Origin of the sequence: Streptomyces sp. NPDC019224 (assembly GCF_040632605.1) — a bacterium.
In the GTDB taxonomy this organism is placed as follows: Bacteria; Actinomycetota; Actinomycetes; order Streptomycetales; family Streptomycetaceae; genus Streptomyces.
Window position 1 is genome coordinate 42,536 of the sequence record NZ_JBEYCF010000028.1, and the last position, 22,830, is coordinate 65,365.

Sequence of the window (22,830 nt, forward strand, 5' to 3'; positions counted from 1 at the left end):
CAGGGCGGAGCGACAGTGGGAGAGAAGTAAAACGAACGATCCTTCTCTTTGAATCGAGGCACGTCCCATGTCCCTCACCCCGAACCGCCGCATGGTGGGGGTCGTCCTGCTGGTACCGCTGGTGGTCACCCTCGCCCTGTGGGCCTTCGCCTGGCCCGCAGCCCGGACCGCGCCGCGCGACCTGCCGGTCGGGATCGCCGGCTCCGCACCGGCCGCGGACCGGCTCCAGCAGCAGTTCGAGGAGCGCGACGGTGCCTTCGAGGTCCACCGCTACGACTCCGGGACCGCGGCGCGGAAAGCGATCGAGGACCGGGCCGTGTACGGCGCGGTCGTCGTGTCCGAGAAGGGTCCCGAGCTACTGACGGCGAGCGCGGGCGGCACGGTGGTCGCCCAGCTGCTGCGCGAGGCGGTGACCGCCGCGGCACCGGCCGGCTCCGCGGTGCCGGTCACGGACGTGGTGGCCGCGCCCGCCGCCGACCCGAGGGGCGCCGTGCTCGGCGCGAGCATCATGCCACTGGCCATCGCGGGGGTCGCCGCCGGTGCGGCCGTGACGCTGCTGAGGGTGCGCGGCGCCCGAGCCGGGGTGGCGCTGCTCGGCGTGGCCGCCGTGGTGGGGCTCGCGGGCACCGCGGTGACGGACAGCTGGCTCGGCGCCCTCACCGGCGACTGGTGGGCCGAGGCCGGATCGATCGCCCTGACCGTGCTCGCCATCGGCGCGCCGGTGGCGGGGCTCGCCGCCCTGATCGGGGCACCGGGCATCGGCATCGGCGCCCTGCTCATGGTGTTCCTGGGCAACCCGTTCTCCGGAGTCACCAGCGCCCCCGAGCTCCTTCCCCGGCCGATCGGCGCGCTCGGTCAGCTGCTGCCGCCCGGCGCGGGCGGATCACTGCTGCGATCGGTGGCGTTCTTCGACGGCGCCGCGGCGGGCGGGGCGGCTCTGACGCTCGGCGCGTGGGCGGTGCTCGGACTGGCCGCCGTACTCATCGGCGGCCGCCGCGGGATCGCGGCGCCGGACACCTCGCCGGTCGCCGCCGGGCGGGAGCCCGTGCCGGCGGGCTGATCCTCCCGCACACCACCGTCGTGCGCCCCCGTCCCAGCGGACGGGGGCGCACGGTTGCGTACGAAGGGTCAGTCGTCCCGCCCGTGGTGCCCGCGATGCTCCGCGGCGATGCCGAAGCGGTGCCGTTCGCCGGGAGCGGACGGGGCGGCGCCGATCGAGGAGACCGAACGGGGACGCACTCGCGCTGATGCACCGGCGCGGTGAAACACACCTCCACAGCACCACGTTGACCCGGGCGCTCCGGGTGCTGGACGGCGAGCGGCGGGCGGCCCGGGTCACCCTGCCGCCGGCTCCCCCGAGTTGACGCACCCGGTCATGACGACACGCCCGACGGGTGCACAGGATTTCCTCGCTCGTTCGGCGTAGGCGTTCCCCCTCACGAGCGACGGCTCGATTTGCCTGTCCGTGATGCGCGCGGGGCGGCTTCCTCCGCGACGCCGCTGGTACCGGCATGGCCGCGGGAGCGGGGCAGGGCGGTGGAACGGCGCCTGTCCACCTGAACGGGCTATCCGTACCGGTCTTCACTTATGGCCGTTTCACCTCGGAAATCCGGCACGAGGTGAGTCAAGATCCCTGGGACGACAAGCCCCCGCCGCCGCGGCGGGGCGGTCCGGGCGGACGCCGAGTCCTGCCGCCGTCCGGATGCCTGGTCGACAGGAGTGGATCGGCAGGAGTGGAGGACCCGAGCACTACGGGACCGCCGGATCTCCGGCTGTCCCTCGGGGTGAAGCCGCCGCGCGCGGCCGGGCAACTTCGCCAGCCCGAACCCGACAGGTCATCCTTCACAGGCGGCTGACGAAGGGTTGCGCATGAGTGCGCAGGTTCATGTCCCGTCTCTGCTCGCCCGGGCCACGACGGCCTCGGTCATGACTCTCGCCGCCGTCGGCGGCACGCTGTTCGTCCCCGGCGCCGCGTCCGAGGCGCAGGCGGCCGGCCATGCGATGAAGGCGCTGAAGATCGCGGCGTCGAAGAAGGGGGCGCCCTATCGCTGGGGCGCCACCGGACCCGGCAGCTTCGACTGTTCGGGGCTGACGCTCTACTCGTTCAAGAAGGCCGGCAAGAAACTCCCCCGGACGGCCCAGCAGCAGTACAACAGGACCAGGCACATCTCGGCGTCCCAACGGCAACGAGGCGACCTGGTCTTCTTCCATTCCGGGCGCAGCGTCTACCACGTGGGCATCTACGCCGGCAGCGGGAGGATCTGGCACTCGCCGAAGGCCGGCGCCGTGGTCCGCCTGGAGAGGATCTGGACCAGGAGCGTCCACTACGGCCGGGTGAGCTGAGGCGTGCGCCTGCCGACCGGTCCCGGCCCGCCTCAGGGCTGGACGGGGACCTGCCACGGGAGGGCCACCCAGACGGTCTTGCCGCCGTCGGCGGTGGGTGTGACGGTCAGCCGGCCGCCGTACTCCTTGGCCAGCGAGCGGATGATGACCATGCCCCGCCCGTTGTCCTGCTGGACGGCGGCGGGCAGCCGCTGGGGCCGGCGGGGATGGCTGTCCGTCACACCGAGGCGCAGCTGCTCCTCCCGCTCCAGACGCAGGTCCACGGTGAAGGTGGGCGACTGTCCGAAGGTGTGCAGGACGGCGTTGGTGGCCAGCTCCGAGATGATGAGGCGCACGGTGTCGGCGGTCTCCGCGTCGTCGGGCAGGCCCCACTCCGCCAGGACCCGGGCCACGTACTTCCGGGCCGCGGAGACCGAGACCGGCTCGCTCGGCAGAGTGACACGTGCTTCTTGATGGTCTGCCATGGCGAGCCGTCCCTTTCCCACCCGGTACCGGGCCGGCGAGCGGTCCGGTTGTGCTTCGCGCCAGATTGCCATTGATGCTGCCCTCCGCGGCGGCGATCCACCAAGATATGCATATATCTGTCGCTCAAACCGGTGAACTCTCCCCGCCCGGCCCCGCACGGGCGCCACACTGTCCCCTCGACAGGCAGCGGGAGGGAGCCATCAGATGCAGCACGGCCCAGCGGTGCGGCGCCGCAAGCTCGGCGAGGAGCTGCGGAGTCTGCGTCACGCGTCGGGACTCACCAGCCGGGAGGCCGCGGGACTGCTCGGCTGGCACCAGTCGAAGGTGAGCAGGATCGAGACAGGTGTCAGCGGGGTGCGGCCGGATGACGTGAACCGGCTGCTGGACGCCTACGGCATGGACGATCCGAAGCTGCGCGAGGTCCTGGGCGCGCTCGCCGGCTCGGCGGGCGGGGGCGGCGCCGGCTGGTGGCACGCGTACCGGGGCCTGATCCCGCCGCAGTACCGCGACTTCATCAGCCTGGAGTCGCAGGCGCGCACCGCCCGCACGCTGGAGACCTCCGTGGTCCCCGGCCTGTTGCAGACGGCCGACTACGCCCGGGCGGTGACCCGGGCCTCCCTCGACGGGCTGCCCTCCGGTCAGCTGGACTCGCTGGTGGAGGTGCGGCTGACCCGGCAGGGGGTGCTGCGGAGCGATCCGCCGCTGCGGCTGAGCGCGGTGCTCGACGAGGCGGTGCTGCGCCGGGAGGTCGGTGGCCGAAGAGTGATGCGGGAGCAGCTGCGCCATCTCGCGCGGGTGGCGCAACTCCCCCACGTGCAACTCCAGTTGCTTCCGTTTTCGGTCGGTGGGTATGTGAGCCTCACCAGCCCTTTCGTCATCTTCTCTTTTCCGACCGCTTCCGACCTTGACGTAGTCGTTCTTGACCATCTGACGAGTAGCCTCTATCTGGAACGGAAAGAAGACCTTGCGGCGTACAGCTCGGCCTTCCGAACCCTTCAGGCGCACGCGCTGTCGCCGGAGCACACGCTGGACCTGATCGCCGCGATCGACCGCGACGATCGGTGACCCCCCACCGCCCGGAGGAAGCGTCATGTCCGATCGCCTCGCTCAGCACGCCTTACGGTGGCGGCGCAGCAGCCGCAGCACAGGGATGAACAACTGCGTGGAGACCGCGTCATTCGAGAGCGGACGGCTGCTGGCCGTACGCGATTCCAAGGATGTGTCCAGGACGCCCCTGGAGTTCTCCGCCACGGCCTGGACGTCCTTCGTCTCCGGCCTGAAACGCTGAAGCGGTCCGCGCCTCAGTTCCGGGGCGCGGTCCGCCGCACCGTCGCCACCGCCCACGCGACCTGCTCGTCCGTCAGGTCGGCGCGGGCGGTGAGCCGCAGCCGGGAGATGCCGTCGGGGACGGACGGCGGCCGGAAGCAGCCGACCGCCGTCCCGGCCGTCCGGCAGTCGGCGGCCCAGCGGACGGCGGCCTCGGGTGAGGGCGCCCGCACCGAGACGACGGCCGCGTCGGGCCGCACCGCGGTCAGACCGGCCGCCGTCAGACCCTCGTACAGCGCGGTGGCGACCGTGCGCGCCCTGAGCGCGCGTTCCGGCTCGCGGCGCAGCAGCCGCAGCGCGCCCAGGGCCGCACCGGCGGCTGCCGGTGCGAGTCCGGTGTCGAAGATGAACGTGCGGGCGGTGTTGACGAGGTGGTCGATGACCCGGGCCGGCCCGAGGACCGCGCCGCCCTGGCTGCCCAGCGACTTGGAGAGGGTGAGGGTGGCGACGACGCCCTCGTCGCCCGCGAGACCCGCCGCGGCGAGCGCGCCGCGGCCGCCGTCGCCGAGCACCCCGAGCCCGTGCGCGTCGTCCACGAGGAGCGCGGCGTCCTCCGCCCGGCAGACGGCGGCGAGCCGGTCCAGCGGCGCGGCGTCGCCGTCGACGGAGAAGACCGAGTCGGTGACGGCCAGTTTCCGGCCCCCGTGCCCGCGCAGCGTCTTGCGGACGGCCTCCGGGTCGGCGTGCGGGACGACGGTGGTCTCGGCCCGGGAGAGCCGGCAACCGTCGACGATGGAGGCGTGGTTGCCCGCGTCCGACGCGATGAGGGTGCCGCGGCCGGTGAGCGCGGTGAGGGCCGCGAGGTTGGCGGCGTAACCGGAGGAGAGGACGAGAGCGGCCTCGAACCCGCAGAACGCGGCGAGTTCGCGTTCGAGTTCGGCGTGAAGCGCGGTCGAGCCCGTGACGAGACGGGAGCCGGTCGCCCCGCCGCCCCAGCGACGCGCCGCGTCCGCGGCGGCGGAGGTCACCTCGGGGTGCCTGGTCAGGCCGAGGTAGTCGTTGCTCGCGAGGTCCAGCGGCTCGGCGTCGGCGCCCCGGGGACGCAGCCTGCGGACGAGCCCCGCGTCCGCGCGCCGGCGCGCCTCGTCGTCGATCCAGTCGAACGGGGTGGCGGGCATGAGCGATCCCTCTTGTAGGCAGCCCACAGACCCTAACCGCGGTCACACCAACGCACGGTGTGGCAATGCACACACCCTCCGTGAGATCCGTTGTCCGGTTCCTCCTTGGCTCCGGGCGGTGCGGTGCGTCAGGATCATCGCCATGGACCTCCTGAACACGCTGGTGGACAAGGGGCTGCGGCGCGAGCTGCCGACCCGTGAAGAAGCGCTCGCCGTACTGGCGACCCCGGACGACGAACTGCTCGACGTGGTGGCCGCCGCCGGCAAGGTACGCCGTCAGTGGTTCGGGCGGCGGGTGAAGCTGAACTATCTGGTCAATCTGAAGTCCGGGCTCTGCCCCGAGGACTGCTCGTACTGCTCGCAGCGGCTCGGCTCCAAGGCCGAGATCCTCAAGTACACCTGGCTGAAGCCCGAGGAGGCGTCGAAGGCGGCGGCGGCCGGGGTGGCCGGCGGCGCCAAGCGCGTCTGCCTGGTGGCCAGCGGCCGGGGTCCGACCGACCGGGACGTCGACCGGGTCTCGCAGACCATCGAGGCCATCAAGGAACAGAACGAGGGCGTCGAGGTGTGCGCCTGCCTCGGTCTGCTCTCGGAGGGGCAGGCCGACCGGCTGCGCTCGGCGGGAGCCGACGCGTACAACCACAACCTCAACACGTCCGAGGGGACGTACGGGGAGATCACGACCACCCACACCTACGCCGACCGCGTGGACACGGTGCACCGGGCACAGGCCGCCGGTCTTTCCGCGTGCTCGGGGCTGATCGCGGGCATGGGCGAGAGCGACGCCGACCTGGTCGACGTGGTCTTCTCGCTGCGCGAGCTGGACCCGGACTCGGTGCCGGTCAACTTCCTGATCCCGTTCGAGGGCACCCCGCTCGCCAAGGAGTGGAACCTGACGCCGCAGCGCTGTCTGCGCATCCTGGCGATGGTGCGGTTCGTCTGCCCGGACGTGGAGGTACGGCTGGCGGGCGGGCGCGAGGTCCATCTGCGCTCGATGCAGCCGCTCGCCCTGCACCTGGTCAACTCGATCTTCCTGGGCGACTACCTGACCAGCGAGGGCCAGGCCGGCCAGGCGGACCTGGACATGATCGCGGACGCCGGTTTCGAGGTGGAGGGGGCGGGTACGACGACGCTCCCCCGGCACCGTGCGGACGCGGCGGGCGGCTGCGGTTCGCACGCGGGTGGCCGCGGCCCGGAGGCGGAAGGCTGCGGTTCGCACGCGGGCGGCCGCGGGCCCTGCGGCGAGGCGCCGGAAGCGGAGACCACGACCGCCGCCGAGGATGCGCCGGAGCCGCCGGTACCGGGCGCCCGTACGGATCTGGTGGCGGTCCGCCGTCGCGGCGCGGGCACGGACCTCGCTCCCAATGCCTGAGCCGCTCTCCCCCGCCGTGCTCCGGGACCTGGACCGGGCACACGTCTGGCACCCCTACGGGCCCATGCCGGGCCGGCAGGAGCCGCTGGTCGTGGAGTCCGCGTCCGGGGTCCGGCTGCGGCTCGCCGAACCCTCCCACGGGCAGCGCGAGTTGGTCGACGGGATGTCGTCGTGGTGGTCCGCCGTGCACGGCTACAACCACCCGGTGCTGAACGAGGCGGCGCGCGGCCAGCTGGACCGGATGAGTCATGTGATGTTCGGCGGGCTCACGCACGAGCCCGCCGTCCGGCTGGCGGCCCGGCTGGTGGAGATCACCCCGGAGCCGCTGCGTCATGTCTTCCTCGCCGACTCGGGCTCCGTGTCGGTCGAGGTCGCCGTGAAGATGTGCCTGCAGTACTGGCGCTCGGCCGGGCGGCCGGCCAAGAAACGGCTGCTGACCTGGCGCGGCGGGTACCACGGGGACACCTGGCAGCCGATGTCGGTGTGCGACCCGGAGGGCGGGATGCACGAGCTGTGGTCGGGCGCGCTGCCCCGCCAGGTCTTCGCCGACGAACCGCCCGCCGGTTACGACGCGGAGCCCGACCCCGCGTACGCGGCGCACCTGCGCGGGCTGATCGGGCGGCACGCGGACGAGCTGGCCGCGGTGATCGTGGAGCCGGTGGTCCAGGGGGCCGGCGGGATGCGTTTCCACTCCCCCGGCTATCTGCGGGTGCTGCGCGAGGCGTGCGACGCGTACGGCGTGCTGCTCGTGTTCGACGAGATCGCGACGGGCTTCGGCCGTACGGGAAGGCTGTTCGCCGCCGATCACGCAGGGGTTTCCCCCGATGTGATGTGCGTGGGCAAGGCGCTGACCGGCGGTTATCTGACGATGGCGGCGACGCTGTGCACGAGCGGGGTGGCCGAGGGCATTTCGCGCGGCGAGGTGCCGGTGCTCGCCCACGGTCCGACGTTCATGGGCAATCCGCTCGCCGCCGCGGTGGCCTGCGCCTCCATCGACCTGCTGCTCGGCCAGGACTGGGAGCAGGAGGTCAAACGGATCGAGGCCGGGCTGGACGAGGGCCTGGCGGCGGCGCGGGAGCTGCCCGGGGTCCGCGATGTGCGGGTGCTCGGCGCCATCGGCGTGGTGCAGCTGGACCACGAGGTGGACATGGCGGCGGCGACCGCGGCGGCGGTGCGCGAAGGGGTGTGGCTGCGGCCGTTCCGGGACCTGGTCTACACCATGCCGCCGTATGTGACGGGTGACGACGATGTGGCACGGATCTGCCGCGCCGTGTGCGCGGCGGCGCGGGAGGGCTGAGACATGAGCGTTCTGGTGGTGACGGGCACCGGCACGGAGATCGGCAAGACGATCGTGACGGCGGCCGTGGCGGCGGCCGCCGCACCCCGTCGGGTGGCGGTGCTCAAGCCGGCCCAGACCGGCCTGGAGCCGGGCGAGCCGGGTGACGCGGCCGAGGTCGCGCGGCTGGCGGGCGGCCATGTGACGGCGGTCGAACTGGCCCGTTTCCCCGAGCCGTTGGCGCCCGCGACGGCTGCCCGGCGGGCCGGGATGCGGCCGGTACGCCCGTACGAGGTCGCCGAGGCCGCCGAGAAGCTGGCCGCCGGCCACGACCTGGTCCTGGTCGAGGGCGCGGGCGGGCTGCTCGTACGCTTCGACGACGAGGGGGCGACCCTGGCGGACGCGGCCCGGCTGCTGGCGGCCCCGGTCCTGGTGGTCGCCCCGGCCGGTCTCGGCACGCTGAACTCCACGGCCCTGACGGCGGAGGCCCTGAGGGCCCGGGGTCTCGACTGCCTGGGAGTGGTCATCGGCAGCATGCCGGCCGCGCCCGGCCTGGCGGCGCGCTGCAATGTGGCGGACCTGCCGGTCGCCGCCGGGGCTCCCCTCCTCGGTGTCGTCCCCGAGGGCGCCGGCTCGCTCGCACCGGCGGACTTCCGCGCGCAAGCGGCGGACTGGCTGGCCGGACCGCTGGGGGGACACCGGCCGCTGGGCCGAGGAACCGGGGCGACGGCCTTCGCCCGGCCCTCGCCGCGCGGCTGAGCGGCCTGGACCGGGGCAGAATCGAAGGAGCCGAACCTTTCCCGGCCGCGCGGGCCGAGCGGGGCGCACGCCGCCGCCGACGCGGGCGAGCCGGCCCTTCGAGGAGGTCCGCCATGCGGCTGCGGAGTACGAGAACCCCCAGGGACGCGGTGCACCACCCCGTCTTCGCGCGCTGCTACGCCCGGATGAGCGTGGCCGCCGAGTCCGCCGCCGGTCTGGCCGCGATCCGGGCGGAGCTGCTGGCCGGGCTCACGGGGCGGGTCATCGAGGTCGGCGCCGGGAACGGCCTGAACTTCGCCCACTACCCGCCGGCGGTCTCGGAGGTGGTGGCGATCGAACCCGAGCGCACGCTGCGCCGGCTGGCGGTGCGCTCGGCGGTGCGCGCGGGCATGCCGGTGGACGTGGTGCCGGGGACCGCGGAGGCGCTGCCGGTGAAGAGCGAGGCGTTCGACGGGGCCGTGGCCTCGCTGGTGCTGTGCACCGTACGGGATGTGGAGCGGTCGCTCGCGGAGATCCGGCGGGTGCTGCGGCCGGGGGCCGAGCTGCGCTTCTTCGAGCACGTCCGGGCCGACGGGCGGGCCATGGCCGCGACCCAGCGCGCGCTGGACCGCGCCTTCTGGCCCCGGGTGGCCGGGGGCTGCCACACCTCGCGCGACACGCTCGCCGCGATCGCGGCGGCCGGTTTCACGGTGGAGTCGTACCGGCGGGTCAACCTGCCCGAGCGCGGTATCCGGCTGCCCACCTCGTCCTGTGTGCTGGGCGTGGCGCGCGGGCCCGCGACGGCGGGGCGGGGGTAGGGCTCCGGGACGCGGTCACAGGCTCCACCGGCGCAGTTCGTCGGCGATGGCGCGGACGTCCGCCTCGCCCTTCTTGGCCAGGAGGGCCAGGTCTCGCACCTGCTCGGGCGAGGTGACGACCTTGATGCCGGACGCGACCAGATAGCCGTAGGCGACGGCGGAGGCGAACATGGCGTTGGAGCGCTCCAGCGCCGGGAGGTGCAGGAGCAGTTGCAGCAGGGCCGCGGCCCTGGAGTGCGGATCGCTGTAGACGGGGCTGCCGAAGATCTCCGCCTCGTGACGCGCGACGGCCGCGACCAGGGCGCCCCAGTCGGTCACCTGCGGATCGCCGGGCGTCTTGTGCTCCGCGACCATGAGAAGCCAGGAGAGTTGGATCCGGAGGTTCAACGGGTGCCTTCGCGCTCCGGGCCGAACTCCTCGGCGAACACCGATTCGTACTGCTTCATGAAGTCCGCCGCGGCCTCGACGAAGGTGTGTCCCACCTCGCCCGCGTCCTGTTTGACGAGCTCCTCTATGTAGCGGTTCACGCTGATCCCCCTCTGGAGCGCGCGCTGCCTCGCGGCCTCCGCGGTCGCCTCGTCCACTCGAACGTTCAGCTGCGTCTTGGGCACCTCCTCACGCTAGCGCGCGACCGCTAGCACCAGCAAGAGGAGAGGCGGGGTGCGGTATCCCGGGGCCGTGGCGGGCACCCGTCGCGCCCGGGTGTCACGGACATATTCCGCACCCCGGCCTCCCGGCGCTCGAACAGGTGGTCATAATTCCTGCTCAGGTAGCCGAAGTCACCGCAGTCGGCCACGTCCTGGCGCCGAACGCGCGCCAACCGACCAGATCTCGCGACGACTCATGGAGTGACATTGAGTACGACGACGTTCCGTTCCCGCATCACCGCCCGGCTCGGACGCGGCTATCTGGCGCGGATCCAGAAGCACGGACTCAGGTCCTCCACCATCAAACTGCTCCCCGAACAGCTGCTGATGCCGCTGCGCAGGGAGGGGCTCGATCCGGTGCGGCGGCTCGCCGACGTCCGGGCGAGCGCTCCGGTGAGCAGGGTGGCCCTGCCGTTCGGCATGGACGCCTGGGTGGTCACCGGCTACGAGGAGTCAAAAGCCGTACTCGGCTCCATCGAGGGCTTCAGCACCGACTTCGCCCATCTGGCGGGCAACGCGGGCATAGCCGCCGAACACAGCCCCGGCGGGCTGGGGTTCAGCGATCCGCCGGTGCACACGCGGCTGCGCCGCATCCTGACCCCGGAATTCACCATGCGCCGGCTGCGCCGCCTGGCGCCCAGGATCGACGCCATCGTCACGGAGCGGCTGGACGCGATGGCCGCCGCGACGGGGCCGGTCGACCTGGTGCACGCCTTCGCGCTGCCCGTCCCCTCCCTGACCATCTGCGAACTGCTCGGGGTGCCCTACGAGGACCGCGACGACTTCCAGAAGCTGGCCATGGACCGCTTCGACCTGTTCGCCGGGACGACCGCTCCGTTCGGCGCCATGTCCGCTTCGCTCGACTACTTCCGGGGCGTCGTCCGGGCGCAGCGGCGTGACCCCGGCGACGGTCTGCTCGGCATGATCGTGCGGGAGCACGGGGACAGCGTCGACGACGAGGAACTCGCGGGCCTGGCCGACGGGGTGCTCACCGGCGGGTTCGAGACGACCGCCAGCACGATCGCGCTCGGCGCCCTCGTCCTCCTGCGGAACCCGGAGGTGGCGGACCGGCTGCGCGCGGACGACGGTGTGACGGCGCCCTTCGTGGAGGAGGTGCTGCGCTATCTGTCGGCCGTGCAGATGGCCTTTCCCCGGTTCGCCCGCGAGGACATCGAAATCGCCGGGGTGGTCATCCCGCGCGGCGACATGGTGCTCTGCTCACTGAGCGGCGCCAACCGCGACCCGGCATACGTCACGGACGACGGCCGTTTCGACGTGGACCGGGTCACTCCGGCCGGGCATCTCGCCTTCGGGCACGGCATCCACCGCTGCATCGGCGCGGAGCTGGCCCGGATGGAGCTGCGCTCCGCCTTTCCGGCCCTGGTCCGGCGGTTTCCCGAGATGCGGCTCGCCGTCCCGCCGCAGGATCTGGCCTTCCGCAAGCTGTCGATCGTCTACGGCGTCGACGCGCTGCCCGTACGGCTGCGCTGAGCCGTCCCGTACGAGGCGGGAAACCGCTCGCGCGGGGAAGCGATCATCTGATTGGCTCGCCCCATGCGTGATCTCGGCATACGGTGCGCCACCCTTTCCGACATCGACTCCGTGTTGCGGTTCTGGCGCACGGCTGCGGAGGGCACGAGCATCAGCGACGACCAGGACGGGGTGGCCCGGCTCATCGACCGGGATCCGGAAGCGCTGCTGCTCGCGGAGCGGGAGGGCACGCTCGTGGGTACCGTCATCGCCGGTTTCGACGGCTGGCGGTGCTCCGCCTACCGGCTGGCCGTGCACCCGGACCACCGCCGGCAGGGCATCGCGACCGCGCTGCTGGACGCGGCGGACCAGCGCTTCGCCGAGCTGGGCGGCCGGCGCGTGGACGCCATGGTCCTGGAGAGGAACGAGCGTGCGCACCACGTCTGGCAGGCGGCCGGCTACCACCGCGAGAACCACTGGCGGCGGTGGGTGAAGCCGCTCTAGTTCCAGTGCCGCGGCAGCCGGGGTTCGCCTTGAGTGCCGCGGCACCAGGCGGGCACAGGGGCAGATGGGCGAAGCGATCGCACCAGTACGCCGCTTTGCCGGTCCTTTACCATGAGGATCCAGTCCTGCCCCTTCCGACGAGAGGTGTGAGCGTCCGCCCATGGGCGAGCCTCCCAGTAGCCGAAGCCGCCGACATCGCGCGGTCCGCCAGTCCCTGCCCGATCATGGGACGGAGGTGAACCGATGACCGAAGTGCTTCTGCTGTTCGTTGCGGTACTGCTCTCCCTCACCTGCGGCGCCTTCGTCGCGGCGGAGTTCTCGTTGACCACGGTCGAACGCGGCCAGCTGGAGAAGGCCGTCGAGCAGGGCGACCGCGGGGCCGCGAGCGCGATGAAGGCGGTACGCAGCCTCACCTTCCAGCTCTCCGGGGCGCAGCTCGGCATCACCGTCACCAATCTGGTCGTCGGCATGCTCTCCGAGCCGTCCATCGCGAAGCTCATCCGCGGGCCGGTGGAGGCCGTCGGCCTGTCGGCCGGTGTCGCGTCGTCCGTGGCGCTGGTCATCGGCACGGCCCTGTCCACGGTGTTCCTGATGGTGGTCGGCGAGCTGGTCCCGAAGAACTGGGCCATCTCCTCACCGCTCGCGGTGGCGCGGACCGTCGCCACCCCGCAGCGGGTCTTCACGGCCGTCTTCCGGCCCTTCATCAGCCATCTCAACAACACGGCCAACCGCATCGTGCGCCGCTTCGGGCTGGAACCCGCCGAGGAGCTGGCCTCCGCGCGCAGCCCGCAGGAGCTGGTGGCGCTGGCCAGGCACTCCGCGAAGGAGGGTGCGCTGGAGGCGGACACCGCCGAGCTGTTCGTCCGTACCCTCAGCCTGTCGGAGCTCACCACGGAGAACGTGATGACCCCGCGCGTGCAGGTCACCGCGCTGGAGGTCGGCGCGACCGCCGAGGACGTCGCCAACGCGACCCGCGCCACCGGCCTCTCCCGCTTCCCCGTGTACCGGGGCAGCCTCGACACAGTGGTGGGCGTCGCCCACATCAAGGACGTACTGGCGATCCCCGCCGAGCAGCGATCCCGCAAGCGGGTGTCCGAGATGCTGCGCGAACCGGTGCTCGTGCCCGAGACGCTGACCGTGGACCGGCTGCTCGACCGGCTGTCCGGCAAGCTCGCCATGGCGGTGGTGATCGACGAGTACGGCGGCACGGCGGGCGTCGTGACGCTGGAGGACATCGTCGAGGAGGTCGTCGGGGAGGTGCGCGACGAGCACGACCCGCACGAGACGCCGGACCTCGCCCCGGCCGGTGAGGACGCCGACGGGCGGGTCCTGTGGTCGGCGGACGGCGCCGCGCGCACGGACCAGCTGGAGGCGATCGGGCTGCGCGTGCCGGACGGCCCCTACGAAACCCTCGCGGGCCTGATCGCCACGGAGGTCGGCCGCATCCCCTCCGTGGGCGACTCGATCGAGCTGGCCGGCTGGCGGCTCGACGTGGTGGACGCCTCCGGGCGCCGCGCGGCCCGGGCGCTGCTGCACGCACCGCCGACCGGTTCCCACCTGCCGTCGGAGGACGAGCGATGACCGCCGTACAGCTCTTCATCGGCCTGCTGACGCTGGTCGTGAACGCCTTCTTCGTCGGCGCGGAGTTCGCCCTCATCTCGGTGCGCCGCAGCCAGATCGAACCGCAGGCAGAGGCGGGGAACCGGCGGGCGCGCAGCGTCATCTGGGGGCTCGAACACGTCTCGGCGCTGCTCGCGGCGGCGCAGCTGGGCATCACGCTGTGCACCCTGGTCCTCGGTATCGTCGCCGAGCCGGCGATCGCGCATCTGCTGGAGCCCGTCTTCGACGCGGTGGGCGTGCCGCACGGGCTGGTCCATCCGATCTCGTTCGTGATCGCGCTGTCGGTGGCGACCTATCTGCACATGCTGCTGGGCGAGATGGTCCCGAAGAACATCGCGCTGGCCGAGCCCGTGCGGTCCGTGCTGCTGCTCGGCCCGCCGCTGGTGGCGCTGGCCCGGGCGCTGCGCCCGGTGATCTTCGCGATCAACGCCTTCGCCAACGCGCTGCTGAAGCTGCTGCGGGTGGAGACGAAGGACGAGGTGGCGGCGACCTTCTCGGACGACGAACTGGCCCGCCTGGTGAAGGACGCCGGCGACGCCGGACTGGTGGACGACCGGGCGGCCGAGCGGCTGCGCCACGCGCTGGAGCTGGGGCGGCGGCCGGTGCGGGACGTGGTGCTGCCGGTGGACCGGGTGATGTACATCCGGGTCGGGGCGACGCCGGAGGAGCTGGAGCGGCTGTCGCACGAGACGGGGTTCTCGCGCTTCCCCGTGATGGACGCCGAGCAGCGCATCCTCGGGTACCTCCATGTGAAGGACGCCCTCGACGTCGCCCCGCGCGACATGCCGTTCCCGGTGTCCTCGATGCGGCCGATCGCACGGGTCCGGGCGGCGACACCGCTGGACGACGCGCTGACCGCGCTGCGGCGCAGCCGTACGCACCTGGCGGCGGTGGTCGACGAGGACGGTCGGCTGGCGGGCATGGTGACGATGGAGGACGTGCTCCGGGAACTGGTGGGGCGGCCCCAGAACCGGTGAACCAGGGCGGCTCCGGGCCTGGTCCCGGAGCCGCCGTTCGCCCGGCAGGGCCGTGGGGGACCGCGATACGATCGCCTCGCCATGGAAATCAATGCCTCATACACCAGTCTCGTCGCGGTGGGCGACTCGTTCACCGAGGGCATGTCGGACCTGCTGCCCGACGGTTCGTACCGGGGCTGGGCCGATGTGCTCGCCTCCCGGCTCGCCGCTCGCACGCCCGGTTTCCGGTACGCCAATCTCGCGGTACGCGGCAAGCTCATCGGCCAGATCGTGGACGAGCAGGTGGACGCGGCGGCGGCCATGCGGGCGGACGTGGTGACGCTGGTCGGCGGCCTCAACGACACCCTGCGCCCCAAGTGCGACATGGGCATGGTGCGCGGACGGCTCGAGGAGGCGGTGGAGCGCCTTGCGCCGTCCTGCGAGAAGCTGGTGCTGATGCGCAGCCCCGGCCGCAACGGCCCGGTGATGGAGCGGTTCCGGCCACGCATGGAGGAGCTGTTCACCCTGATCGACGAGCTGGCCGCGCGGCACGACGCGGTGGTCGTCGACCTGTACGGCGCTCCGGCGCTGGGCGACCCGCGCCTGTGGGACGTCGACCGGCTGCATCTGACCGCCGAGGGGCACCGCCGGGTGGCCGAGGCGGTCTGGCAGACGCTGGGGCTGGCGCCGGAGAGCGACTGGCGGTCCCCGCTGCCCGCCTCCGTCCCGCCCCGCTGGGCCGCCCGGCGGGTGGAGGACGTGCGCTTCGCCCGGCAGCACCTGCTGCCCTGGATCGGCAGGCGCCTCACGGGGCGCTCGTCGGGCGACGGGCGGGTGGGGGCGCAGTTCAACGCCGAACTGGGGAGCGCCTTCTGGGTCACCCCGGAGGAGGACGCCGCCGCGGCGCCGGTGGCCGCGTGGCGGCGGGTGGAGGCCGGCGGGCAGGAGGCGCGGGGCCCGGCCGGTTCGTAGCAACCCACAAACCAGACCTCGGCGCTGAGCTGCACAAACCGCCAGTAGAATCAGGACACGTGACTGCTGTGTCTGCGAAGCCTCGCATCCCCAATGTCCTGGCCGGCCGCTACGCCTCCACGGAGCTGGCCGTCCTCTGGTCCCCCGAGCAGAAGGTGAAGCTGGAACGTCAGCTGTGGCTGGCGGTGCTGCGCGCCCAGAAGGACCTCGGGATCGAGGTCCCCGACGCCGCCCTCGCCGACTACGAGCGCGTCCTCGACCAGGTCGACCTGGCCTCGATCGCCGAGCGCGAGAAGGTCACCCGGCACGACGTGAAGGCCCGGATCGAGGAGTTCAACGCCCTCGCCGGTCATGAGCACGTCCACAAGGGGATGACCTCCCGCGACCTCACCGAGAACGTCGAGCAGCTGCAGATCCGCCTCTCCCTGGAGCTGATGCGCGACCGCACCGTGGCCGTCCTGGCCCGCCTCGGCAAGCTCGCCGCCGAGTACCGCGAGCTGGTCGTCGCCGGACGCTCCCACAACGTCGCCGCGCAGGCCACCACCCTCGGCAAGCGCTTCGCGACCGCGGCGGACGAGCTGCTGGTGGCGTACGGCCGGCTGGAGGACCTGCTGGGCCGCTACCCGCTGCGCGGCATCAAGGGCCCCGTCGGCACGGCGCAGGACATGCTGGACCTGCTGGGCGGCGACGCCGGGAAGCTGGCCGAGCTCGAAGAGCGCATCGCCGGCCACCTGGGCTTCGCGCACGCCTTCACCTCGGTCGGCCAGGTCTACCCCCGGTCGCTCGACTACGACGTGGTGACCGCGCTGGTCCAGCTGGCGGCGGCGCCCTCCTCGGTGGCGAAGACCATCCGGCTGATGGCCGGCCACGAGCTGGTGACCGAGGGCTTCAAGCCCGGCCAGGTCGGCTCGTCCGCGATGCCGCACAAGATGAACACCCGCTCCTGCGAGCGCGTCAACGGCCTCATGGTCATCCTGCGCGGCTACGCCTCGATGACCGGCGAGCTGGCGGGCGACCAGTGGAACGAGGGCGACGTCTCCTGCTCCGTGGTCCGCCGGGTGGCCCTGCCGGACGCGTTCTTCGCGTTCGACGGGCTGGTCGAGACGTTCCTGACGGTGCTCGACGAGTTCGGCGCCTTCCCGGCCGTGGTGGCCCGCGAGCTGGACCGCTACCTGCCGTTCCTCGCCACGACCAAGGTCCTGATGGGCGCGGTGCGCGCCGGCGTCGGCCGCGAGGTCGCCCACGAGGCCATCAAGGAGAACGCCGTCGCCTCCGCCCTGGCCATGCGTGAGCAGGGCACGGAGCGCAACGAGCTGCTGGACAAGCTCGCTGCCGACGAGCGCATCCCGCTGGACCGCGCCCAGCTGGACGAGCTGATGGCGGACAAGCTCTCCTTCACCGGGGCGGCCGGCGACCAGGTCACCGCGCTCGTCTCCCGGATCGAGGAGATCACCAAGCAGCACCCCGAGGCCGCCGCGTACGCGCCGGGCTCCATCCTCTGACGGCGACGGCGACGGCGACGGCCACCGCCTCCCGCCGATGACGCCCGAAGAGCTCCGGGCCGCCCGCGACCGCGTCGTTCCCGACGTGGTCGCGGGCGGCCTGCGCGTCCTGTTCTGCGGGATCAACCCGAGCCTCACCACAGCGGTCACGGGACACCACTTCGCCTTTCCCGGCAACCGCTTCTGGCCCGTCCTCCTTCTCTGCACTTCACTCGTTCGTGTTATGCCTTGCAGGTAGTTCGTCAATGAGCCTCCTGATTCGGTTTCAACGGCTCGGGCCGGTGGCCGCAGCCGGGATGGGAAAGGGGCTGCGGCCGTAGGTCGGAGCCGGTAATGTTCTGAACGTGCGTTGATCTTCAGGGCGGCGGCACTGTGGCCGTCGCAGACGGAGTGACCGCTCTCCCGTCTATGTGGCGGCGAGGGCTGGTCAGCCTGTGCAGTCCGTCCAACCCACTGGAGATCACGGCATGATTCCCAAGCTGACCTATGAGGCGTTGCTCGCCCGCGCAGCAACCGACCCCGCAGTCGTCGGACTCGTCCTCAAGGGCTCTCACGCTCACGACGGCATGGCCACCGAGTATTCCGACCGCGATGTGTACGTCATCGTGGCAGAGGGGTTGGATACCGGCCTTTTGGATCTCGACGGTCACCGTTCCGCTGAGGTCGATGTCGTCGTCACCACGGTCGACGATTTCCGTCGGCTCGGCGGTTATGAGCGTTATGCCCTCACCCGCGCCCAGATCGTGATCGACCGGCTCGACGGCGAGATCGCCGAGCTCGTCGCTGCCAAGGGGCAGCTTGACAGCGACGAGGCGTTTCAGGCGGCGGCTGGTTGGCTGGATGCCTATGCCAACTCTCTGTATCGGTCAGTCAAGAACGCCCGAGACGGCCACCTGCTGGCCGCCCGTCTCGATGCAGCCGACAGCGTGGGCTTCCTGCTGGAGCTGTTGTTCACGCTGGAACGTCGTCCGCGTCCCTATAACAAGTACCTGGAGTGGGAGTTGGAGAGATTCCCCCTGCCGGGATGGGAAACAGACATGCTGCTGGACGCGATCGGACGGATCGCAGGGACTGGTGACCTGGACTTCCAGCGGCGGCTCTTCGGACGGGTCGAGGCCGTGGCACGAAAGGCCGGCCTCGGGCCCACGCTGGATGCCTGGGGCGAGGATCTGCTGTTGATGCGTCCGGGGCCGGACCACCGGCCGAAGTGATCATTCTTTGCTCCCCGTCGCGCGGGGCCGGGGCTGGGGGATGCCCAGATCGACGGCGGGACGCCGTGTCCGGCGTTGGGTTTCGTCGCGCTTGGCGCGGAGGAAGGTGAGCGTGAGGTTGATGCCTTCGACCTCGCCGAGCCAGTTCTCTTCCTCGGCCCGCCGTAGGCGGGCGAGGAGGTCGGCTTCGAGTTCTTCGAGGCGGCCGAGCATCTTCGGGCTGATGTGGAGCACCGGGCAGCGGATGCATGCTTCTCTGAACCAGTAACTACGGTCCGTTGAGGCAGTCGGCAAACCTGTGGCACATGAGTACCGTCCCGGGCCAGGATGCGGCTATGCGTGATGTTCAGAGCGATCCCGAGTTGCAGGATCTGGTTCGGCGGTTCGTCACGCCTGATCGGCGATACCTTCGGTTGGGCGGGAGCGTTTTCCGGTTGAGCCCGGTTGAGCGCTCCGCGTTCGTGCGGGATCTGGCTCAGGCTGCGTACGAAATCACTCCGGCGGAGCTCGGCGTCCTCTTCGAGGGTGGATGGCGCGAGCGCAAGACTGCCGCCTGGCTGGTTGCTGTGGCCCACAGGTCCGAGTTCCGCGAGCTCATAGGTCGACTCCTGCTGGCCAGCGAGGGGCCGTATGCGGGCGCGGCATACTGCGTCGCCCTTGCGAAGTTCGGCACTGCAGCGGATGCCGAACTGCTCAGCGCATACCTTGATCACTACTTGTCGCGTCCCGACCTCGACTACGACCAGGCAGTCGTCCTTGGGACGCTTCTGTACCTCGATGAGATTCTCGGCTCCGAGTACACGACACGGTTCCTTGCCCCGGCCGGTCCCTGGGACCGATGGCTCGAAGTCCGGGCTGTGGCGGCTCTCGACCCGCATGACTGTCGGCAGGCCGTGCAGCAACTGTGCGCTTTCGTCGACGAGACCGCTGAGGTCTTCGCCTCGCCGGCCTGCGGGAGCTGATCATGACCGAGCGGGACATCATCCTCAACGAACTCGCCCAAGGACTGCGCCCGATGTCACAGGGCATCGAGTGGTTCGACACCCACAGCCCGGAGGAGCAGGCCGAGATACTCCTGTTCCTGCGCCACCACTGCGTGCAGGCGCGCGCCGTCACCGAAGACGGACCGGAGAGCATCCGACGTGCCGGGCTGCGCCCGACACACACCCCAGCGGTCTTGATCACCTGCGGCCCGATCGACCAGCAACTGGGGAAGATCGCCGGCCTCACCCCTGTCGACGAACGACGCAAGGCGTTCCGGCTACTGGTCAAGGTCCTCGCGGTCGCAGACGAACGGCGCCGCGAACGCTTCTGCTCCGACGGATGCGGTCACTGGTGGCACAACCTGCCCGTCGCCGACGGGTGAGGACGAGTCCCCCACCGCTGCCTCCGCCCCTGGACTCCATGTGCGGCAAGACGGACTGACGGCAGTGTTCATGCGCTCGTGTCGTCGGCGGCGGAGTCGATCACCGCGCTCAGGGCCTGCAAGGCGCCATCGTATTGGTGGCGGTCGAACTGGAACGGACCGAATGTCACGTAGTCGCGGGTCTTGCGGTGGGGTTGCTCGAAGGCGTCCCAGGTTACGAGATCCGCTGTCGCGGTGATGCGGGCCATGAGCGGCCAGCACCCCCACTCACCGCATTCACAACCGAGGGCGGGGTCTTCGGCCCCATCGCGCTAGTGGACAGTCCGAGGAAGTGGTCCTGCATCGGGCCGAACCAAAAGAACTCCGGAATCAGACCACCGTAGACATCACCTGCAGGCTGCATCCCGGCCGCGATCTCGTACTCATCGATCAGCTCGGTGAGTGGTGCTCCGTCGATGTGAGGGACGACCACGAGCAGACCCCTGTCGCCACGGTGCTGGCAATCGAACCGGATCTCATTGCTGATCATCCCGCGATTGTCTCAGCGACCCCGCTCCCTCCTTCTGGACGGGGTGAGCCGGGGCCTTGCGCGACATGCCGAGGTTGATCGCCACGCTGCCGGGCGCGGAGTCGATCTGGTCGATTCTGGATTCGGCGCCGGCGAGGCTGACGCGCAGGCCCTCGATTTCGCCGAGCCAGCCCTCTTTCTCGGCTTCGTGCGATCCGGTCGAGGAGGTTGTCGCGGATCTCCACCAGGCGGCCGCGCTGGGCGGGGTCGGGGCGCAGGAGGGAGCAGCGGACAGAGTCAAGAGCGCCCGTGCTAGCGGTAGCCGCGGAAGTCGAAGAACCGCAGGCCGTCGATCACCGCTCCAGACAGGATTTCCGGCAGGGTCCAAGGGTGGGGGGTGTAGTCGTCCGTTGCCACGCCCCCATGCTCAAGCAGCAGAGCGATCATTCGGTGAACCTCTGCGGTGCCGTCGATCCGCCTGGAGATGTCGATCTGCACCGCCCAAGTGGGGTGATGTCCGACGGCCGCTTCGAGGATCGCCACATCCTCGGGATCCCAATCGGAGAAGAGGTAGCCGGTCTGCTCATCGTCGATGTCGATGTAGAGGTTGCCGTCCAGAGTCCATGGATTGCGCTGCTCGGGCAGATGCCGATTGAGCGAGGCGACGGTCGCAGCTCGCTCACCTGCGGGAAACACGAAGACAGTTCGCATGAGTTGGAGCGTAGGCGGTTCAGCTTCGTGGCGACCATGGATTTCAGGGACGGTGCTGGTCCGTCGACGTAGTGGTGGTGCGGATGGCAACGTCGGCGAAGGTCGGCATGCCGAGATCGACTGTGGAGGGTCGGCGGGCTGCTTCGGCATCGAGCTGGTCCAGCTTGCCTTGCGCGCCGGTGAGGCTGACCTGGAGGCCCTCGACTTCGCCCAGCCATCCTTCCCGCTCCGCCTCGGCGATCCGGGCGATCAGGTTGTCACGGATGTCGATCAGCCGTGACCGTTGGGCCGGATCAGGCCGGAGGAGCGAGCATCTGACACAAGCGTGCTCATGGATGCAAGGGGATCCGAACCGATGCCTGTGGTCCGGCGCGATCCGACCTCGTCGGCAGCGATCTGCCCCTGCCCCAGCGGGCTGGCGTCCCATCGCTCCTGCCACGTTTCCCCGGGGAAGGTGAGGAGGTACTCCAGCAGCACGCGGGTGGAGTCTTTCCAGTTCAGGCGGGTGGCGCGGGGCCTGTCGGGCCAGATCGAGGAGGAGCCGGCCACCTGCGACAGGAGTGGAACGGAGGCGGTGGCGAACTCTCCGTGCGGCCGCGACGGCGGGCTCCGGTGTGATCGGGCCGCCGACGAAGCGGCTGGGGAACTGGAGGCCCTCGGCGACCGGGCCGTGGCGGCGGCTGAGGCCGGTGGTACGGAGGTATGTCTCAGGCACCGAAGACCGCCGCGATGTCGTCGGCGGCGTAGCCGGTGGGGTGGCTCCGCTCGATGCGCGGGGTGTTGTAGTGCTCGGTGAGCTTGTCGAAGATCTCCTCGACGCGGACCGCCAGGTAGCGGCTGGTGGTCTGGATGTTGGCGTGGCGCAGGACGGCCTGGACCTCGGGCAGGGTGAGCTTGCCGCCGTTGGCCATCCGGTTGGCGGCGGTGTGCCGCAGGTCGTGCAGGGTCCAGTTGGTGCCCAGTGCCTCGTTGGCGCGCTGGAGGACGCGGCGCATCGCCCAGTAGGACATCGGCCGGTCCGCCCCGCGACGGGTCCGCCACAACGGCTCGTCCGTCGGCGGGGTGCCGATCTCATCGAGGTAGCGGGCCAGGCGCACGAACGCCTGCGGCGAGGCCGGAACCGCCTGGCGTTCCCGCGTGCCCTTGGAGATCACGTAGATCTTCTGGCCCGCCCAGTCGAGATCGCCGATGCCGACGCCGAGCAGTTCCTCGGCGCGGGCGCCGCTGGAGACGTAGAACTCCAGCAGTGCGCGGTCGCGCTCGCAGCCCATGCGTTCGAACAGCTCGTCCCACAGCTGGTCGGGGATCGACCGGGGCGGTCGGTCGGCGACCTTCTGCCGCAGCCGGGCCCGGCCGAGCACCGGCTTGGGCTCCAGCGGGCTGCGGTGGGCCAGCGCCCGGCGACGCTGCGGCGAGACGGGGACCGGGTTGGTGACCGGACCGTTGCCCTGGTGGGCGTGGAACTCGTAGAACCCGCTGACCACCGACAAGGCGTGGTTGATCGTCCGCGGTGCGTACCCGGCCCGCAGCACCGGCTTCCCGGTCCGCAGATTCACCGAGCCCGGGGCCGGTCCGTCCGCCGATTTCCGTCGGCGCTGCGGGTTCACCGCCGAGCGCAGCCAGCCGGTCAGAGCAGCCGTCTCGGCCTCGGTCGCCTTCTCCCAGGTCACACCGAGCAGCCACAGCAGCCGGAACCAGCGCAGCAGCCCGTACCCGTAGCTGCGGACCGTCAGCGGACTGCTGTCGTTGAGGGCCAGGTCCCGCAGGTACGCGGTGACCGGCTTGATCTCGTCGTCGTACCCGTTGACGACGATGTACGGCGGATGGACGCCTCGCGCCGGGAGCACAGCTCCGACGCGGGGAATATCCGCCCGTCCCTCCATGAGTTCGTGTCGCAGGTCCACTTCCAC

The 22,830-nt window shown here is 71.2% G+C and carries 28 protein-coding genes, 2 pseudogenes and 1 riboswitch; of the genes and pseudogenes, 19 read left to right on the forward strand and 11 right to left on the reverse strand.

The window, feature by feature from the left end; genetic code table 11:
* Window positions 1–67: 67 nt before the first annotated feature.
* Entirely contained in the window at window positions 68–1,060 is a 993-nt protein-coding gene (locus tag ABZ564_RS19340) for an ABC transporter permease (RefSeq protein ID WP_360857560.1), read from the forward strand.
* Window positions 1,061–1,128: 68 nt separating this feature from the next.
* Here the strand turns inward: ABZ564_RS19340 and ABZ564_RS19345 are convergent.
* Window positions 1,129–1,227 (reverse strand): annotated as a pseudogene (locus ABZ564_RS19345) (prevent-host-death protein); the annotation flags it as partial.
* A gap of 442 nt (window positions 1,228–1,669) precedes the next feature.
* Window positions 1,670–1,866: riboswitch (cyclic di-AMP (ydaO/yuaA leader) on the forward strand.
* 3 nt (window positions 1,867–1,869) lie between these two features.
* Here ABZ564_RS19345 and ABZ564_RS19350 point away from each other — a divergent pair.
* Window positions 1,870–2,343, forward strand: a complete 474-nt coding sequence (locus tag ABZ564_RS19350; protein ID WP_360857563.1) for a C40 family peptidase — start codon at window positions 1,870–1,872, stop codon at window positions 2,341–2,343.
* Between the two features lie 32 nt (window positions 2,344–2,375).
* Here the strand turns inward: ABZ564_RS19350 and ABZ564_RS19355 are convergent, their stop codons facing one another.
* Complete coding sequence (locus tag ABZ564_RS19355; RefSeq protein ID WP_360857566.1) at window positions 2,376–2,807, reverse strand: ATP-binding protein; 432 nt, start codon at window positions 2,805–2,807, stop codon at window positions 2,376–2,378.
* Between the two features lie 205 nt (window positions 2,808–3,012).
* On the opposite strand from ABZ564_RS19355, the gene ABZ564_RS19360 reads away from it, so the two are divergent.
* Window positions 3,013–3,873 carry a helix-turn-helix transcriptional regulator gene (locus ABZ564_RS19360; RefSeq protein ID WP_360857569.1) on the forward strand — a complete coding sequence of 287 codons (861 nt, stop codon included), beginning with the start codon at window positions 3,013–3,015 and terminating at the stop codon, window positions 3,871–3,873.
* Window positions 3,874–3,898: 25 nt separating this feature from the next.
* Window positions 3,899–4,096 (forward strand): DUF397 domain-containing protein, encoded by a 198-nt coding sequence (locus ABZ564_RS19365; protein ID WP_360857572.1) that lies wholly within the window; start codon window positions 3,899–3,901, stop codon window positions 4,094–4,096.
* Window positions 4,097–4,109: 13 nt separating this feature from the next.
* Here the strand turns inward: ABZ564_RS19365 and ABZ564_RS19370 are convergent, their stop codons facing one another.
* Complete coding sequence (locus ABZ564_RS19370) at window positions 4,110–5,252, reverse strand: 8-amino-7-oxononanoate synthase (RefSeq protein ID WP_360857575.1); 1,143 nt, start codon at window positions 5,250–5,252, stop codon at window positions 4,110–4,112.
* A 142-nt stretch (window positions 5,253–5,394) separates the two neighbouring features.
* Here ABZ564_RS19370 and bioB point away from each other — a divergent pair, with 142 nt between their 5' ends.
* The 4 genes from bioB (at window position 5,395) to ABZ564_RS19390 (ending at window position 9,453) form a co-directional block, all read left to right on the forward strand.
* Window positions 5,395–6,621, forward strand: coding sequence for a biotin synthase BioB (gene bioB, locus ABZ564_RS19375; RefSeq protein WP_360857578.1), 1,227 nt, complete (start codon window positions 5,395–5,397; stop codon window positions 6,619–6,621).
* Window positions 6,614–7,918, forward strand: a complete 1,305-nt coding sequence (locus tag ABZ564_RS19380) for an adenosylmethionine--8-amino-7-oxononanoate transaminase (protein WP_360857581.1) — start codon at window positions 6,614–6,616, stop codon at window positions 7,916–7,918. Before bioB ends, ABZ564_RS19380 begins: the two co-directional genes overlap by 8 nt.
* Window positions 7,919–7,921: 3 nt before the next feature.
* Window positions 7,922–8,656, forward strand: a complete 735-nt coding sequence (gene bioD / locus ABZ564_RS19385; RefSeq protein ID WP_360857584.1) for a dethiobiotin synthase — start codon at window positions 7,922–7,924, stop codon at window positions 8,654–8,656.
* Window positions 8,657–8,769: 113 nt separating this feature from the next.
* The gene (locus ABZ564_RS19390; protein WP_360857587.1) at window positions 8,770–9,453 is read left to right on the forward strand and encodes a methyltransferase domain-containing protein; all 684 of its coding nucleotides are present in this window, start codon (window positions 8,770–8,772) and stop codon (window positions 9,451–9,453) included.
* A gap of 15 nt (window positions 9,454–9,468) precedes the next feature.
* On the opposite strand, the gene ABZ564_RS19395 is transcribed toward ABZ564_RS19390, so the two are convergent.
* On the reverse strand, window positions 9,469–9,840 hold the full coding sequence (locus ABZ564_RS19395) for a fic family toxin-antitoxin system, toxin component (RefSeq protein ID WP_360857590.1): 372 nt from the start codon (window positions 9,838–9,840) through the stop codon (window positions 9,469–9,471).
* Window positions 9,837–10,064 (reverse strand): antitoxin, encoded by a 228-nt coding sequence (locus ABZ564_RS19400; RefSeq protein WP_356715004.1) that lies wholly within the window; start codon window positions 10,062–10,064, stop codon window positions 9,837–9,839. Before ABZ564_RS19400 ends, ABZ564_RS19395 begins: the two co-directional genes overlap by 4 nt.
* A gap of 243 nt (window positions 10,065–10,307) precedes the next feature.
* On the opposite strand from ABZ564_RS19400, the gene ABZ564_RS19405 reads away from it, so the two are divergent.
* From ABZ564_RS19405 to ABZ564_RS19440, 8 genes and pseudogenes are all read left to right on the forward strand, one after another.
* Window positions 10,308–11,591 (forward strand): cytochrome P450, encoded by a 1,284-nt coding sequence (locus ABZ564_RS19405; RefSeq protein WP_360857593.1) that lies wholly within the window; start codon window positions 10,308–10,310, stop codon window positions 11,589–11,591.
* Window positions 11,592–11,654: 63 nt separating this feature from the next.
* On the forward strand, window positions 11,655–12,074 hold the full coding sequence (locus ABZ564_RS19410) for a GNAT family N-acetyltransferase (RefSeq protein ID WP_360857596.1): 420 nt from the start codon (window positions 11,655–11,657) through the stop codon (window positions 12,072–12,074).
* A gap of 243 nt (window positions 12,075–12,317) precedes the next feature.
* The gene (locus tag ABZ564_RS19415) at window positions 12,318–13,655 is read left to right on the forward strand and encodes a hemolysin family protein (protein ID WP_360857599.1); all 1,338 of its coding nucleotides are present in this window, start codon (window positions 12,318–12,320) and stop codon (window positions 13,653–13,655) included.
* Entirely contained in the window at window positions 13,652–14,671 is a 1,020-nt protein-coding gene (locus ABZ564_RS19420; RefSeq protein ID WP_360857602.1) for a hemolysin family protein, read from the forward strand. The genes ABZ564_RS19415 and ABZ564_RS19420 overlap by 4 nt, the downstream gene beginning before the upstream one ends.
* A gap of 81 nt (window positions 14,672–14,752) precedes the next feature.
* The gene (locus tag ABZ564_RS19425; protein ID WP_360857605.1) at window positions 14,753–15,622 is read left to right on the forward strand and encodes an SGNH/GDSL hydrolase family protein; all 870 of its coding nucleotides are present in this window, start codon (window positions 14,753–14,755) and stop codon (window positions 15,620–15,622) included.
* 59 nt (window positions 15,623–15,681) lie between these two features.
* Complete coding sequence (purB, locus tag ABZ564_RS19430) at window positions 15,682–17,124, forward strand: adenylosuccinate lyase (RefSeq protein WP_360857608.1); 1,443 nt, start codon at window positions 15,682–15,684, stop codon at window positions 17,122–17,124.
* 37 nt (window positions 17,125–17,161) lie between these two features.
* Window positions 17,162–17,320: pseudogene (locus tag ABZ564_RS19435) on the forward strand (uracil-DNA glycosylase family protein); the annotation flags it as partial.
* A gap of 271 nt (window positions 17,321–17,591) precedes the next feature.
* Window positions 17,592–18,335 (forward strand): hypothetical protein, encoded by a 744-nt coding sequence (locus ABZ564_RS19440; RefSeq protein ID WP_360857611.1) that lies wholly within the window; start codon window positions 17,592–17,594, stop codon window positions 18,333–18,335.
* On the opposite strand, the gene ABZ564_RS19445 is transcribed toward ABZ564_RS19440, so the two are convergent.
* Window positions 18,336–18,569, reverse strand: coding sequence for a recombinase (locus ABZ564_RS19445; RefSeq protein WP_360857614.1), 234 nt, complete (start codon window positions 18,567–18,569; stop codon window positions 18,336–18,338). It lies immediately after the preceding gene.
* A gap of 101 nt (window positions 18,570–18,670) precedes the next feature.
* On the opposite strand from ABZ564_RS19445, the gene ABZ564_RS19450 reads away from it, so the two are divergent.
* On the forward strand, window positions 18,671–19,297 hold the full coding sequence (locus ABZ564_RS19450) for a DUF6000 family protein (RefSeq protein WP_360857617.1): 627 nt from the start codon (window positions 18,671–18,673) through the stop codon (window positions 19,295–19,297).
* A 2-nt stretch (window positions 19,298–19,299) separates the two neighbouring features.
* A complete protein-coding gene (locus tag ABZ564_RS19455) occupies window positions 19,300–19,701 on the forward strand; it encodes a DUF5958 family protein (protein ID WP_360857620.1) in 402 nt (133 codons plus the stop codon).
* Window positions 19,702–19,769: 68 nt separating this feature from the next.
* Here ABZ564_RS19455 and ABZ564_RS19460 read toward each other — a convergent pair whose 3' ends face one another.
* The 3 genes from ABZ564_RS19460 to ABZ564_RS19470 all read right to left on the reverse strand — a co-directional run bounded on the left by ABZ564_RS19460 (window position 19,770) and on the right by ABZ564_RS19470 (window position 20,920).
* Window positions 19,770–19,949, reverse strand: coding sequence for a hypothetical protein (locus tag ABZ564_RS19460; RefSeq protein ID WP_360857623.1), 180 nt, complete (start codon window positions 19,947–19,949; stop codon window positions 19,770–19,772).
* A 267-nt stretch (window positions 19,950–20,216) separates the two neighbouring features.
* Window positions 20,217–20,510 carry a hypothetical protein gene (locus tag ABZ564_RS19465; protein ID WP_360857626.1) on the reverse strand — a complete coding sequence of 98 codons (294 nt, stop codon included), beginning with the start codon at window positions 20,508–20,510 and terminating at the stop codon, window positions 20,217–20,219.
* An 11-nt stretch (window positions 20,511–20,521) separates the two neighbouring features.
* Window positions 20,522–20,920 carry a hypothetical protein gene (locus tag ABZ564_RS19470; protein WP_360857629.1) on the reverse strand — a complete coding sequence of 133 codons (399 nt, stop codon included), beginning with the start codon at window positions 20,918–20,920 and terminating at the stop codon, window positions 20,522–20,524.
* A 52-nt stretch (window positions 20,921–20,972) separates the two neighbouring features.
* Here ABZ564_RS19470 and ABZ564_RS19475 point away from each other — a divergent pair, with 52 nt between their 5' ends.
* Window positions 20,973–21,200 carry a hypothetical protein gene (locus ABZ564_RS19475; RefSeq protein WP_360857632.1) on the forward strand — a complete coding sequence of 76 codons (228 nt, stop codon included), beginning with the start codon at window positions 20,973–20,975 and terminating at the stop codon, window positions 21,198–21,200.
* Here the strand turns inward: ABZ564_RS19475 and ABZ564_RS19480 are convergent.
* Entirely contained in the window at window positions 21,191–21,469 is a 279-nt protein-coding gene (locus tag ABZ564_RS19480; protein ID WP_360857635.1) for a hypothetical protein, read from the reverse strand. The genes ABZ564_RS19475 and ABZ564_RS19480 overlap by 10 nt on opposite strands.
* A 158-nt stretch (window positions 21,470–21,627) precedes the next feature.
* The gene (locus ABZ564_RS19485) at window positions 21,628–22,824 is read right to left on the reverse strand and encodes a site-specific integrase (RefSeq protein WP_360857637.1); all 1,197 of its coding nucleotides are present in this window, start codon (window positions 22,822–22,824) and stop codon (window positions 21,628–21,630) included.
* Between the last annotated feature and the right edge of the window lie 6 nt (window positions 22,825–22,830).